Below are 13,693 nucleotides of genomic sequence, written 5' to 3'. Positions count from 1 at the left end.
GCGTCTCGTCCGGCGGGGTCGCGCGGCGGGCCGCTCTCCTTGGTGCTGGCGCAGGTCCATGGCGGCCCGCGTCTCATTTTTGGCCTATGTCATTATTTGTAACGGCCTGTGCCATAAACTAGCGATCTGCCTTAACTCTGTCCAGCGCAAACACAACCGTTAGTGAAAGAATCCTGAGAAATTTTCATGTCTGATTGGGATCGTTTTCTTTTCAACTCAGCTGCATAGGTCAGGTGATCTGGCTTAGTGCAACACGCCATGGTTGCGGTTTCACATAACTGTCATGAAAAAAGCCGCCCGGTTGTCGCCGGGCGGCTCCAGTGGCGTCGCAGGTGAGGCTCGATCCCCCGCAACGTGGGAGTGGACGACAGACGGGTCCTGAACAGACGGTATCAGGCCGCCGGCAGCGGGAAACGGGCGCAGAGGGCGTCGACTTCGGCGCGGACCGCGGCTGCGGTCGCGGCATCCAGCCCGCCATTGTCGCGCAGCGCCCCCAGAACCTGCAGGATCAGCCGGCCGACGGTTTCGAACTCGGCCGGCCCGAAGCCGCGGGTGGTGCAGGCCGGGCTGCCCAGACGAATGCCCGAGGTCACCATGGGCGTGGCGGTGTCGAAGGGCACGGCGTTCTTGTTGGCGGTCAGCCCCACCTCTTCCATCGCCTCGACCGCGGCTTTGCCGGTCAGCGCGAAGGGCCTGAGATCGACCAGCACCAGATGGCAATCGGTGCCACCGGTCACCAGCCGCAGGCCGCCTGCATCCAGCGTGCGGGCAAGCGCTGCGGCATTGCCGACGACGTCGTGGATATAGGCGCGATAATCCGGCTGCAGTGCCTCGTGGAAGGCGACGGCCTTGGCGGCGATGACATGCATCAGCGGCCCGCCCTGGACGCCGGGGAACACCGCCTTGTCGATGCGCCGCGCGATATCCGGATCGTTGGTCAGGATGATGCCGCCGCGCGGGCCGCGCAGGGTCTTGTGGGTGGTGGAGGTCACCACATGGGCATGCGGCACCGGATCGGGATAGAGGCCGCAGGCGATCAGCCCGGCATAATGGGCGATATCGGCCATCAGCCAGGCGCCGACCTCGTCGGCGATCGCGCGGGCGCGGGCGAAATCGATCGTCCGGGGATAGGCCGAGCCGCCCACGAAGATCAGCCGCGGCCGGGTCCGCCGGGCTTCCGCCGCCATCTGGTCCCAGTCGATGGTCTCGTCATCGGCGCGTACCTTATAGGTGACCGCCTTGAACCAGCGCCCCGACAGGCTGACCGGCGAGCCATGGGTCAGATGCCCGCCGCAGGCGAGATCCAGCCCCATCACCGTATCGCCCGGCTCCAGCAGGGCAAACAGCACCGCCAGATTGGCATTGGCACCGGAATGCGGCTGGACATTGGCATAGGCGGCGCCGAACAGCCGGCGAACCCGGTCGATCGCCAGCGTCTCGGCCCGATCGACCGGATCGCAGCCGCCGTAATAGCGCCGGCCGGGATAGCCTTCGGCATATTTGTTGGTCAGCACCGACCCCTGGGCCTCGCGAACCGCGCGGCTGACCAGGTTTTCCGAGGCGATCAGCTCGATCTGGCTCTGCTGACGGCGTTCCTCGGCACGGATGGCGCGGGCGAGGTCGGGATCGATCGCGGCAAGCGACGCATCGCGATCGGGAACGGAAACAGGCGCAGTCTTCAGCATGGTGGCGATTTCCGAAGGCAGCGGTGGGGGGAAAGAAGCGACGACGACAGCAGAACGCAACCCGCACCAGCCACCCGGGGTGGCTGGTGCAAGCCGCCATTGCGGCGGCGGCCAAGGCCACGGTAGTGGCCGCCCGGCGAGGGCCAAACAGACTCCCGCTCCCGCACGCCCCGTGCGGGAGCAAGCCGCCATTGCGGCGGCGGCCAAGGGCGCGGTAGCGCCTGCCCGGCGAGGGACTAACCGACTCGCCCGCCCGGCGAGGGACTGACACACTACCCGTCGAGATTGCGCAGCCAGGTCTCGAGGCAGGCTTCGGCGCGCGGCTTCAGGATCGGGCCCCAGTGCTCGTTATCGGCGCGCAGCCGCGGCACGTCGACGCCGGCGGCGCCGAGCTCGATGGTGTGGCCGATCAGCCACCGCTCGAAGCCCTCGCCGCCCGCTTCCGGGTGGAACTGGGCGCCGAAGGCGTTGGCGCCGTAAGAGAAGGCCTGCACCGGGCAGATTTCCGTGGAGGCGAGCGCCTCCGCCCCCTCGGGCAGGTCGAAGCGATCCCCGTGCCAGTGCAGCACCGGCCCGCCTTCGAACACGTTCAGGCAGGACCGGCGGCCGGCTTCGGTCAGCGTCAGCTCCGAAAAGCCGATTTCCTTGGCCGGGCCCGGATAGACCTTCGCCCCCAGCACCCGCGCCATCAGCTGCGCCCCCAGGCAAACGCCGAAGATCGGCTTGCCGCTGGCCAGGCGCCGCTCGATCAGCTGCAGCTCTTCGGTGAGGAAGGGATATTTCTCCTCCTCATAGGCACCGATCGGCCCGCCGAGCACCACGATCAGCCCGGTGGTCAGGGGATCCAGGGTCCAGAGCTCGTCCACACCGGCATCGTAGTAGTGGACCTTGTAGCCGGCGCGTTCCAGGACCGGCCCGAAGCAGCCCAGATCCTCGAAGGCGAGGTGGCGAATGGCGACGGCGGTCTTCAGCATCGTTGCCTCCGATTAATGACACATGCCAATATCTCATTTGGCATGTGCCGATATATCTAGCCTCTTCCTCGCCGCACTGCAACCACGACGTTCGCCCGAAATGCACGACCCGGGCAGCCTGGTTCCGCCTGCCGCGACACGCCACACCTGCCGGCCCTCTCCCGCGCTCTCTGTCGTGGGGGCCGGACCGGCTCGCCGATTGCCCCCGAAAGCGGATGACGCCATAAATGTCCGAGACACTCGGTCCGATCCGGACCCATGCCCCACTCACCGGAGTCCCTCACCCGATGCATTTCGTCACCGGCAGATCGGCGGCAGAGATCGCTGCCAGCGTCGAGCGGGCGATCCGCAGCGGCCAGGTCTCCCCCGGCGAGCAGCTGCCCTCGGTGCGCGATGTGGCCGAACGGCTGGGCGTCAATCGCAACACCGTGACCGCCGCCTACGCCCGTCTGCGTGAAGCCGGTCTCGTCACCGGAAACGGCCGCCAGGGCTCCCGCGTGGCCGCGCCGCCCTCGGTCGAGATTTACCGCAGCGAGATACCGGCCGATGTCCGCGACCTCGCCTCGGGCAATGTCGATGCGTCGCTGCTGCCCGATCTCGCCCCTTTCCTCGCCCGGCTCGACCTGCCGCCCGGTGGCTATGAGATGGTGGAGGACGATCCCGAACTGGTAGCACACGCTCAGCGGGTGTTCCGCGCCGACGGTCTGCAGGCCGGCCGCATCGCCATCGTCTCGGGCGCCATGGACGGGCTGGAACGGGCATTGCGCGCCCATCTGCGGCCGGGAGACCCGATCGCGATCGAGGATCCGGGCTATGTCTCGGCCCTGCTGCTGGTCCGTTCCCTGGGCCTCAGGCCCGTGCCGATGGCCCTGGACGAAGACGGCGTGCTGCCCGAAGCGCTGGATGCCGCCCTCGCCGCCGGGGTGCGCGCGGTGGTAACCACCCCCCGCGCCCAGAACCCGACCGGCGCCTGTCTCGGCGCCGAACGGGCCGCCCGGCTGCGCGCCCTGCTCGACCGCCATCCCGAGGTGCTGGTGATCGAGGATGATCACGCGAGCGCCGTGTCGGGCGTGCCGGCCCAGACCCTCGCCCCCGCCCGCATGGCCGCCCGCCCCTGGACGGTGATCCGCTCGGTGTCGAAATTCCTGGGCCCGGATCTGCGCCTTGCCATCGTCGCCGGCGACCCGATGACCATCGCCCGCATGCAGGACCAGCAGGCGCTGGGCCCACGCTGGGTCAGCCACATCATCCAGCGTCTGGTGCTCAGGCTGTGGACGGCCCCCGGCACCGACCAGGTGATCGAACGGGCCGCCCGTTCCTACGGCGCCCGGCGCGAGGCCCTGGCCGCACGGCTGGCCGATCACGGCGTCATCGCCCTCGGCCGCTCGGGCCTGCATGTCTGGGTGCCCGTCCAGCGCGAGGCAGAAGTCGTCCAGGGCATGCTCGCCCGCGGCTGGTCCATCCAGGCCGGAGAAATCTTCCGCCTGCGCAGCGGCCCCGGCGTGCGTGTCGGCATCGCCGGCCTCCATCCGGGCGAAGAGGACACCGTCGCCCGGGCCCTGGCCGACAGCATGCGGCCGGGGCGGTTGCTGTATACGTAGGGAGGGAGAGGGAGAGGGAGTCGTTTTTTTGGTCCCTCGCCGGGCGGGCGAGTCTGTTAGCCCCTCGCCGGGCGGCCACTCCCGTGGCCTTGGCCGCCGCCGCAATGGCGGCTTGCACCAGCCATCCTTGATGGCTGGTGCAGCTCCGGGGGGAGGGCCTGAGTACCGGGTGCGGTGCCCGGCGTCCCTCAGCCGGCGCGGGGGTCCTGAGCGACCGAGTGTTCGGTGCCGGCCATGGAGGTTACCGCGAAGGTGGTGGCCTCGGGGGCCGGGGCCGGGTGGTGCCAGATGCCGGCGGGGATGACCACGAAGCCGCCCGCCTCGATCTTCACGGTTTCCGGACCGCTGTCGTGCAGCAGGGTCAGCTGGATGGCGCCGTCCAGCACCTGGACCTGCTCGTCATGGGGGTGGCGTTCCCACGGCACCTGGCCGGCATAGCGCAGCAGATAGGCCATGCAGCCATTGGCCGCGGCCAGCGGCCGCATGGCCGCCATGGCGTCTTCCGGCCTGGTATCGGGGCCGATGGTCAACAGGGGCAGATCGCCGGCGATCTTACCGATGGCATGAACGTCCATGACACACATCTCCTCTCCTGGCGTGGCAGGGGCGCCGGTGCTTCGCCGGCAGGAGGGGATTCCACCATGGATTGAACCATTGAGTCGATATGCGTCGTAAAAATTCATCATTTGCGCGAGGCCCTGCCCCTGCCGGGCCGGCTCTCACAGGAAAGTGACCCGCCGCGAGCGGCTGCCGGCTTGCCCCGCCGGCCGATCTGCCGACATCTGTGGGGCAGCCCCACCCGTCTCAGGGACCCGCCAGATGTCCTCAGCCCGCACGCCTGCCCTGCCCTGGAACGACCCCCGCGGCCGTTTCTCGCCGATGAAGGCGCTGGTCTTCGGCCTGCTGTTGCTGCCGGGCGTGTGGATGATCTGGACCCTGGTCGCAGCCGCACCGGACATGCCGCAGCAGCCAGGCCCCGGCATCGGGCTTCAGGGGCTGCCGGATCGGGGATTGCTGGGGCTGGGCGGGCCGGCCGGCGGCATCGACGAAGCCGGGCTCAGCGTGCCCCAGGTCAAGGAGACCCTGCTGCTGGCGGGGCTCTGGGCCGTGCGGCTGCTGACCCTGTCGCTGCTGGTCACACCGCTCAAACTCTCGCTCGGCCGGCCGAAGATCGGCCAGCTCCGGCGGATGATCGGGGTCGCGGCCGGGCTCTACACGCTCGCCCATTTCGGGCTCTATCTCGTCTGGATGAAGCTCGATCTGGCCCGGATCGCATCCGAGATCTGGCTCAGGACCTATCTCACCATCGGCTTCGTAGCCGTGCTGATCCTGGCGGCCCTGCTCGCCACCTCTACCGACGGCATGGCGAAACGGCTGGGCGGCAGCACCTGGAAACGGCTGCACAAGGCGGTCTATGCCGCCGCCCTGCTCGGCGCCCTGCACTTTTTCATGCAGACCCGGCTGGAGCCGGGGGAGGCGACCATTCTGGCCGGCATTCTGGGCTGGGCCGCGCTCTGGCGGCTGGCCGATGCCCGGCGCCCCGGCTGGGTGCGGGGGGTGCCGGGCCTTGTCGGCCTCGCCCTGGCCGCGGGGCTTCTGACCGTCGGGATCGAAGCGGCCTGGTTCGCCTTCGGCACCAGCCTGGATCCGTGGCGGGTGGTGGCGGCCAATCTGATGCCCGATGTCTTCCCGCGCCCCGCCGCGGTGGTGGCGATGGCCGGGCTCGGGATCGTCGGGCTGCACCTCGCCGTCAGGCCCCGCCCCCGCGCTCAGCCTGCCCGGCCGCGCCGGAATTCGGTCGCATAGATCGCCAGCATGGCAAGGCCCAGCCCGGCACCGGCCACGACCACGCCCACCCAGCCGCCGGCATGATAGATCACCGTGCCGAGGGCGGCGCCCGAGGCCCCGGCAAAGAACATGATCGTCATATAGATGGCGTTCACCCGGCCGCGGATCTCGGGCGCGGTCGAAAAGATGATCCGCTGGCCCGTGATCTGATTGGCCTGGATGGCCGCGTCCAGCACCACCGCCAGCACCGCCATCGCGATGATCGAGCCGGCCGAAACCGCCCCGCCCGAGGCGAGGAACGACACCACCACCAGCATCATCGCCACCCCGGTCTGCACCCGGCTGTAGCCGCGATCGGCCAGCCGGCCCGCCACCGGGGCGACCAGCGCGCCGCCGGCACCGGCCAGCGCGAACAGGCCGATCTGGTGGATGCTGAGGCCGAAACGCTCTGCCAGCATGATCGGCGCCGTGGTCCAGAACAGGTTGAAGGCCGCAAACATCAGCGCCTGATAGGCGGCCCGCCGGCGCACCGCCGGCAGGCGGCGCAGCAGGCCGGGCATCGAGCCCAGGATGCGAAGATAGGCGACCAGCCCCGATCCGCTGCGGCTCCGCCCCGGCTGCCAGGCCGGCATCATCCGCCAGAGGGCGGCGCCCACCACAAGCATCAGCGCGGCCGAGGCCCAGAACACCGCCCGCCAGCCGAAGCTGCCGGCAATGAACAGGGCGGCCGGCCGCGCCAGCATGATCCCGGTCAACAGCCCCGCCATCACCGTGCCGACCACCTGGCCGCGGCGCGCATCGGGCGCGAGTCTTGCGATGAACGGTACCAGCACCTGGGCACCGGTGGCACAAAGACCGACCATGAAGCAGAAGGCGAAGAGCGGCAGTGCCTCGGTCGACATGGCGATGCCGGCCAGGCCCAGCGTGGTCAGCACCAGCGTCGCCAGCACCAGCCGGCGGTTTTCGACCAGATCCGCGGCCGAGACCAGCAGGAACAGGCCCACCCCATAGCCGATCTGGGTGATGCCGGTCAGCGAGCCGGCAAGATCGGGGTCCAGCCCCAGATCCGCGCCGATCGCCGCCACCATCGGCTGGGCATAATAGAGATTGGCGACCAGCGCACCGGTCGCCACGGCAAAAAGCGCCACGAGGGCCCCGGAGGGCCCTCGCGACACGGATGGTTCAGAGGTGGCCGCAGCCTCGCTCACCGATCGTCTCCCCGCCGCCGGGAAGCCGCGCGTCCGGCCCCCTGGCGTTCCAGCATCCAGCCCGGATATTCGGGCGGAAGCGCACTCACCGCATCCAGCCGCGCCAGATCCTCGGTCGACAGCTCGACCTCGGTCGCGGCCAGGTTGTCGTCCAGCTGCTCCACCGTATTGGCACCGATGATCACCGACATCACCGACCGCTGATGCAGCAGCCAGGCGAGCGCGATCCGCGCCACCGACACGCCCCGCGCCGCCGCGATCTCGCGCATCACGTCGATGCAGTCGAAAGCACGGTCGCGGTTCACCGGCGGGAAATCGAACGTCGCCCGGCGCGACCCCTCGGGGCCATTGCCGTCACGGTCGTACTTGCCCGACAAGAGGCCGCCCGCCAGCGGGCTCCACACCATCAGACCCAGCTTTTCGGCCTCGATCAGCGGCACCAGCTCGCGTTCGAGATCGCGCCCGGCGATGGTGTAATAGGCCTGAAGCGTGGCGAAGCGGCTGAAACCGCCCCGATCGGCGATGCCCAGCGCCTTCATGATCCGCCAGGCGGACCAGTTGGACACGCCGACATAGCGCACATGACCCTGGCGGACAAGATCGTCGAGCGCCCGCACCGTCTCTTCGATCGGCGTCACCGGATCCACGCCGTGGATCTGGTAGAGGTCGATATAGTCGGTACCCAGCCGGCGCAGGCTGGCCTTGACCGCATCCATGATATGCCCGCGAGAGGCGCCGCGGTCATTGGGCCCGTCGCCCACCTGCCCCAGAACCTTGGTCGCCAGCACCATGTCGGTGCGCGGCCGGCCGGAATTGCGCATGGCGGCGCCGGTGATCTCTTCCGAAAGTCCGCCCGAATAGACATCGGCGGTGTCGATGAAATTGACGCCCCGATCCAGCGCCCGGGCAAGGATCGCATCCGCGCCCGCCTGATCGAGCCTGCCGATCTGGGTCCAGAAGCCGCCGCGGCCGCCGAAGGTCATGGTGCCGAGGCAGAGTTCCGACACGAGCAGGCCCGTGCCGCCAAGGGTGTTGTAGCGCATCGCTTTCCCCATTCGATCGCTGTCGTTGTCGACAAGGCCCGATATGGCACGGCGCGCCCTGTCGGATAACCGCCCGGATCGGTCACGCCGTGTATAGTATGGCTGAACAATGGCGGTGCGATCCGTCACCCCTGCTCCTGCGATCCGGACCCTGCATCCATGGCGAACGGCGACCCTTTCGACGGGCTGCATGAATTTCTGGCCATCGCCCGGCGCGGCAGCATCCGCGGTGCCGCGGCCGAGCTGGGCGTCACGCCGGGGGCGGTCAGCCAGGCGCTTCAGGGGCTGGAACGGCGGCTGGGCCTGCCGCTCTTCCATCGCACCACCCGGCGGATTTCGCTCACCGAGGCGGGGGAAACCCTGCTCGGGCGGCTGGGCCCCGCGGCCGACGCCATCACCGGCACCATCGACGGTCTGCGCCGGATGACGGCCGAACCCTCGGGCACGCTTCGCCTGCTCGCCCACCGGATGGCGGTGGAAACGGTGATCCACCCGCTGATCCCGGCCTTCCGCGCCGCCTGCCCCGGGGTCACCGTCGACATCACCATCGATGACGGGCTGGAAGACCAGATCGCCGGGCGCTACGACGCCCATATCGCGATCGGCGAATTCATCGACCGCGACATGATCGCGGTCAGGGTCTCGCGCCCCTTCCGCTGGCTGGTGGCGGCCTCCCCCGACTATCTGGCCCGCCGCGGCCGGCCCGAGGTGCCGGAAGACATCGCCCGCCACGACTGCATCCGCTTCCGCCTGGCCCGCAGCCGGCGGATCTATCGCTGGGAATTCGAACGCCCCGGCCCCGACGGCACCGCCCAGGCGCTGTCGGTCGACCCGCCGGGGGACATCGTCACCAACGACACGAAGCTGGTCCGCACCTTCGCCCTGCAGGGGCTGGGGCTGGTCTACGGGTCGGAGCTGATGCTGGCGGACGATCTTGCCGCCGGACGGCTGGAGACGGTGCTGGATGCCTTCATGCCCGCCCGCGACGCCCTGTTCCTGTGCTATCCCCGGGCCAGCCGCGGCGACCCAAAGCTTCGCGCCTTCGTGGAGGCCTGCCAGCGGCAGCTGCGCCGCAGCGGCGGCTGACCGGTCAGGCGGGGCGGCGTAACCCCCCGGCCCCCGCCGTCCGGAACCGATCGAGCCCAGCCATGCAGAACCCGACCATGAAATCGACCAGCACCGGCTTGTCGCGCGCATCGTCCGCCACCTTGGCGAAGGGCCAGATGATCGCCTCGTCCAGCGCACCGGTGATGCAGGCGGCGGCAAGCTCGGTGTCGAAGGGGATGAATTCACCCGCGGCGATACCGTCCTGCAGGATCTCGGAAAACAGCAGATGGAAGCGGTGGCGGCAGTCCAGGCGCACCGCCTCGATTTCGGGTGAGACCGGCTCGGCCAGCAGGGCATGGGCCAGACGCGGCCGGCGCAGCGCCCGTTCGACATGCACCTGCACGGCAGCCGCCAGCCGCTCGCCATGCGGGCCCGGCCGGTCCGCCGCCTCGACCGAGGCGGCCAGTTCGCGCAAGGCCGCCGTCCGGAAGACCTCGGCATAAAGCGCGGTCATGGTCGGGAAATAGCGGTAGATCGTGCCTTCCGATATCCCGGCCTTCTCGGCCACCAGCCGGCTGCGCACACCCCGGAAACCGACCTCGGCGATCAGCTCGCGGGTCGCCTTCAGGATCATCATCCGCCGCTCGGCAAGGCGGCGGCGGGTCTCGGGTGTCTGTCGATAGGCCAAGGCTGGGGGCTCCGGTCCGGACATATCCTTCTGCGAGCATGCACCGCCATGCACGCACTTGCCAGTGGATAAGCAATGAGTCCATACTCATTTCTTAAAGGGGCCATCATCGGGTGAATGACGTCCGCACCCGTATCGACCATCCCGGTCGCCCCCGCCGGACGGAGAGCCCAGATGACCATCGACCCGCGTCCCGAGACCCAACCTGTAGACGATCTTGATATATCACAGGCAATCCGGGATGCCGGAGCGAAAACGCATGAGGTGCTGCCCGGCACACCCGGCGGGCATCTGGCGGAGATCGCGGCGCGCTTTCCCGACCGGCCGGCGATCGAGGGCGAGGGCCTGGTGCTGGACTATGCCGGGCTGGATGCGCGGGTGAACCGCACCGCCCGTCTGCTGACGGCGCGCGGGCTGGGCCGCGGCGACCGCATGGCGGTGCTGGCGGAAAACCGGCTGGATTATGTGGTGCTGGCCTTCGCCGCCGCGCGCACCGGTATCATCCTTGCGGCCCTCAACTGGCGGTTGTCGGATGGTGAACTCAGCCATTGCGTCCATCTGGTGGCCCCGCGGCTAGTGATCGCCTCGCCCCGGTTCCGCGACACCGCGCGCCGGCTCGGCCTCGACCCGCTGGTGTTCGGCCCCGACTGGGAGGCGGCGCTCAGCGCCGAAGAGCCGGGCCCGATCCCCGGCGCCGAAGCCGAGGCCGAAGCCCGTCAGGAAGACGGGCTGCTGATCCTTTACACCAGCGGCACCACCGGCCTGCCCAAGGGCGCCATGATCAGCGCCCGGGCCGAGATGGCGCGGTTCACCCTCAGCCGGCGGGAACTCGGGCTCAGGCCCGAGCATATGTTCATCGCCTGGGCGCCGATGTTCCACATGGTCTCGATCGAGCATGCGATGCATGTGCTGATGACCGGCGGCCGGGTGGTGGTGGTCGATGGGGCCGACATCCCGCGGCTGGTCGATCTGGTCGAGACCGGGCCGCATTGGTGGCTGGTGCTGATCCCGGGCATGATCGAACGGGTGGCGGCCGAGATCCGCAGCCGCCGGGCCGCCCGGCCCGACTGGCGACCGGCGCGGATCGAGATGGTGGGTGCACTGGCCGATCTGGTACCTCCGGCGCTGATCGCCGAGATTTCGGGCGTGCTGGAAGCGCCCTACTGGAACAGTTTCGGCTCCACCGAAACCGGCATGCTGCCGGCCGCCGGCACCCGCTTCGCACCGGGCGAAGCGCCGGCCGACCTCGCCAAGGCCCCGAACAGCCTGCATCTCTGGCGGCTGGTCGACCAGGACGACCGCGACGTGCCCCCGGGCACGGCGGGCGAGATCGCCGTGCGCGGCCCCTCGGTCTTCAGCGGCTACTGGAATGCGGCCGCGACGAATGCCAAAGACTTCCGCGGCGGCTGGTTCCATATGGGCGACATGTTCGTGGAGCGCCCCGACGGCCGGCTCGATTTCGTCGACCGCGCCAAATACATGATCAAATCGGGGGCCGAGAACATCTATCCGGTCGAGATCGAGCGGGTGCTGATGACCCATCCCGCCGTGGGCGAGGCGGTGGTCGTGCGCCGCCCCGACGAGCGCTGGGGCGAGGTTCCGGTCGCCTTCGTGGCCCTGGCGGACGAGGCCCCCCCGGTGACGGCGGCCGAGCTGACCGCCTGGTGCCGGGCGGGGCTCGCCACCTATAAATGCCCGCGCGAGATCCGTTTCGTCGCCTCGCGCGACGACTTCCCGCGCAGCACCAGCGGCAAGGTCCAGCGCAAGACGCTGGAGGCGCAGCTTCAGGCCGAAACCGCGCCCCCCGTCGCCCGCGACGTCGTCGGGGAGAGTGCCGCATGAGCACGATCATCCTGCACCATTACGACTATTCGCCCTTTTCCGAAAAGATCCGGCTGATCTTCGGGCTGAAGGGGCTGGACTGGCGGTCGGTGATCGTGCCGGCGATCAATCCCAAGCCCAGGCTGATGCCGCTGACCGGCGGCTATCGCTTCACGCCCGTGATGCAGATCGGCGCCGACATCTATTGCGACACCCGGCTGATCGCCCGCGAGCTGGAGCGCCGTTTTCCGACGCCGCCGCTGTTCGCCAGCCTGGCCGAACAGGGCCTGGCCGGGGTGGTGGAGGCCTGGGCGGAGCGCGACCTGTTCTGGCCGCTCGCCCGCTATATCAGCGGGGTCAATGCCGAACGCACCGAGCCCGGGCTGAATGCCGACCGGGCGGCGCTGCGCGGCAAGCCCGAGCCGTCGCTGGCCCGGCTGCAGCAGGTGGCACGCGACAGCCTGGGCCAGGCGCTGGGCGAAATCCGCCGGGTGGACCAGATGCTGGGCGACGGCCGGGCTTTCCTGCTGGGCGGCAAGCGGCCGGGTCTGGCCGATCTTGCGGTCTATCACGGCCTCTGGTTCCTCGACGCCCTGCCGATCCGCTGCGGCACAGCGCTCGACCTCTACCCCGCCATCCGCGCCTGGATGGGGCGGGTGGCCGCCCTCGGCCATGGCCGCGAAAGCCCGTTCACGGCCGAACAGGCGCTGGATGCCGCCGCCGCCGCCTATCCGGATCCGCTGCTCGCCTCGGCCGACGGGGCGGCGCCGGCGCCGGGCAGCCTGGTCGAGGTGCGGCCCGAAGGCTATGTGACCGAGCCGGTGACCGGCGAGCTGATCCGCGCCGATGCCGGCCGGATCAGCCTGCGCCGCATCCATCCCGCCGTCGGCGAGGTGATGGTGCATCTGCCCCGCCAGGGCTATGTGCTCCGCCCCGCCGGGCATGGCGGCCATACCCTCGCAACCGCCCTGGAAGACCCTGTCGGAGAGGAAGCCTGCCGGTGACCACCCTGCTCGACGGCAAGATCGTTCTGCTCACCGGTGCCGCCTCGGGCATCGGTGCCGCCACCGCCCGCGCCATGCTCGACGAGGGTGCGCAGGTGATGCTCACCGATCTCGACGCCGCCCGGCTCGACCGTCTGGCGGCAGAGCTGGCCGAAGACCATCCGGGCCGGGTGGCCGCCCTGCCCCAGGACGTGACCGACGAAGCCGGTTGGGAAGCGGCGACGGCGGCCGTGGCCGACCGGTTCGGCCCGATGACCGTGCTGGTCAACAATGCCGGCGTGCTGCCCGAACTCTGCCGGCTGGAAGACACCAGCCTGGCCGAATGGCGGCGGGTGATGACGGTCAATCTGGACGGCGTGTTCCTGGGGGTGAAGCACGGCATCCGGGCGATGAAGGATCGGGGTGGCGCCATGGTCAACATCTCGTCCGTCGCCGCCATGATCGGCATGCCGATCACCGGCGCCTATAATGCCAGCAAGGCCGGGGTACACATGCTGACCAAATGCGCGGCGCTGGAATGCGCGCATCTGGGCTATGCGATCCGGGTGAATTCGGTCCATCCCGGCTATGTCCGCACGCCGATGACCGGGCAGATCGCCGACACGCTGGGCGGCGACCGCTTCGACCGGCGGATGACGGCGGTCACGCCGATGCGGCGGCTGGGCGAGCCGCGCGAGATCGCCGATGCGGTGGTGTTCCTGGCCTCGGACCGGTCGTCCTATGCCACCGGCACGGCGCTCGTCATCGACGGCGGCTGGACCGCGCAATAGCCCCGGGAGGCGGGGGCCTGGACCAGAGGGGGAGGTTCAAGGCAGGATCGGGAACGTCCCGCCC

At 69.5% G+C, this 13,693-nt stretch carries 12 protein-coding genes; 6 read left to right on the top strand and 6 right to left on the bottom strand.

The window, feature by feature from the left end; genetic code table 11:
* Positions 1-392: 392 nt before the first annotated feature.
* Positions 393-1,685: a serine hydroxymethyltransferase gene (glyA, locus tag WI697_RS11095; RefSeq protein ID WP_345958494.1), complete on the bottom strand. Its 1,293-nt coding sequence runs from the start codon at positions 1,683-1,685 to the stop codon at positions 393-395.
* A 272-nt stretch (positions 1,686-1,957) separates the two neighbouring features.
* Entirely contained in the window at positions 1,958-2,659 is a 702-nt protein-coding gene (locus WI697_RS11090; RefSeq protein ID WP_296715880.1) for a glutamine amidotransferase, read from the bottom strand.
* A gap of 287 nt (positions 2,660-2,946) precedes the next feature.
* On the opposite strand from WI697_RS11090, the gene WI697_RS11085 reads away from it, so the two are divergent.
* Positions 2,947-4,260, top strand: a complete 1,314-nt coding sequence (locus tag WI697_RS11085) for an aminotransferase class I/II-fold pyridoxal phosphate-dependent enzyme (protein ID WP_014747881.1) — start codon at positions 2,947-2,949, stop codon at positions 4,258-4,260.
* A 188-nt stretch (positions 4,261-4,448) separates the two neighbouring features.
* On the opposite strand, the gene WI697_RS11080 is transcribed toward WI697_RS11085, so the two are convergent.
* On the bottom strand, positions 4,449-4,835 hold the full coding sequence (locus tag WI697_RS11080) for a cupin domain-containing protein (protein ID WP_062763628.1): 387 nt from the start codon (positions 4,833-4,835) through the stop codon (positions 4,449-4,451).
* Between the two features lie 244 nt (positions 4,836-5,079).
* Here WI697_RS11080 and WI697_RS11075 point away from each other — a divergent pair, with 244 nt between their 5' ends.
* Positions 5,080-6,066, top strand: coding sequence for a protein-methionine-sulfoxide reductase heme-binding subunit MsrQ (locus WI697_RS11075; RefSeq protein ID WP_345958493.1), 987 nt, complete (start codon positions 5,080-5,082; stop codon positions 6,064-6,066).
* On the opposite strand, the gene WI697_RS11070 is transcribed toward WI697_RS11075, so the two are convergent.
* Entirely contained in the window at positions 6,030-7,196 is a 1,167-nt protein-coding gene (locus WI697_RS11070; protein WP_345958492.1) for an MFS transporter, read from the bottom strand. The genes WI697_RS11075 and WI697_RS11070 overlap by 37 nt on opposite strands.
* A 56-nt stretch (positions 7,197-7,252) precedes the next feature.
* The gene (locus WI697_RS11065) at positions 7,253-8,299 is read right to left on the bottom strand and encodes an aldo/keto reductase (protein ID WP_345958491.1); all 1,047 of its coding nucleotides are present in this window, start codon (positions 8,297-8,299) and stop codon (positions 7,253-7,255) included.
* Between the two features lie 159 nt (positions 8,300-8,458).
* Here WI697_RS11065 and WI697_RS11060 point away from each other — a divergent pair, with 159 nt between their 5' ends.
* Positions 8,459-9,385, top strand: coding sequence for a LysR family transcriptional regulator (locus tag WI697_RS11060; RefSeq protein WP_062763631.1), 927 nt, complete (start codon positions 8,459-8,461; stop codon positions 9,383-9,385).
* Between the two features lie 4 nt (positions 9,386-9,389).
* Here the strand turns inward: WI697_RS11060 and WI697_RS11055 are convergent, their stop codons facing one another.
* On the bottom strand, positions 9,390-10,034 hold the full coding sequence (locus tag WI697_RS11055) for a TetR/AcrR family transcriptional regulator (RefSeq protein WP_062763632.1): 645 nt from the start codon (positions 10,032-10,034) through the stop codon (positions 9,390-9,392).
* A 264-nt stretch (positions 10,035-10,298) separates the two neighbouring features.
* Here WI697_RS11055 and WI697_RS11050 point away from each other — a divergent pair, with 264 nt between their 5' ends.
* The 3 genes from WI697_RS11050 to WI697_RS11040 are packed head-to-tail and all read left to right on the top strand — an operon-like array spanning position 10,299 to position 13,629.
* A complete protein-coding gene (locus tag WI697_RS11050) occupies positions 10,299-11,876 on the top strand; it encodes a class I adenylate-forming enzyme family protein (protein ID WP_345958490.1) in 1,578 nt (525 codons plus the stop codon).
* Entirely contained in the window at positions 11,873-12,859 is a 987-nt protein-coding gene (locus tag WI697_RS11045) for a glutathione S-transferase family protein (protein WP_345958489.1), read from the top strand. The genes WI697_RS11050 and WI697_RS11045 overlap by 4 nt, the downstream gene beginning before the upstream one ends.
* A complete protein-coding gene (locus WI697_RS11040) occupies positions 12,856-13,629 on the top strand; it encodes a glucose 1-dehydrogenase (protein WP_345958488.1) in 774 nt (257 codons plus the stop codon). Before WI697_RS11045 ends, WI697_RS11040 begins: the two co-directional genes overlap by 4 nt.
* The last annotated feature ends 64 nt before the right edge of the window (positions 13,630-13,693 follow it).

Origin of the sequence: Tistrella mobilis, from assembly GCF_039634785.1 — a bacterium.
GTDB lineage: Bacteria > Pseudomonadota > Alphaproteobacteria > Tistrellales > Tistrellaceae > Tistrella > Tistrella mobilis.
This window is presented reverse-complemented; position numbering and strand designations above follow the sequence as displayed.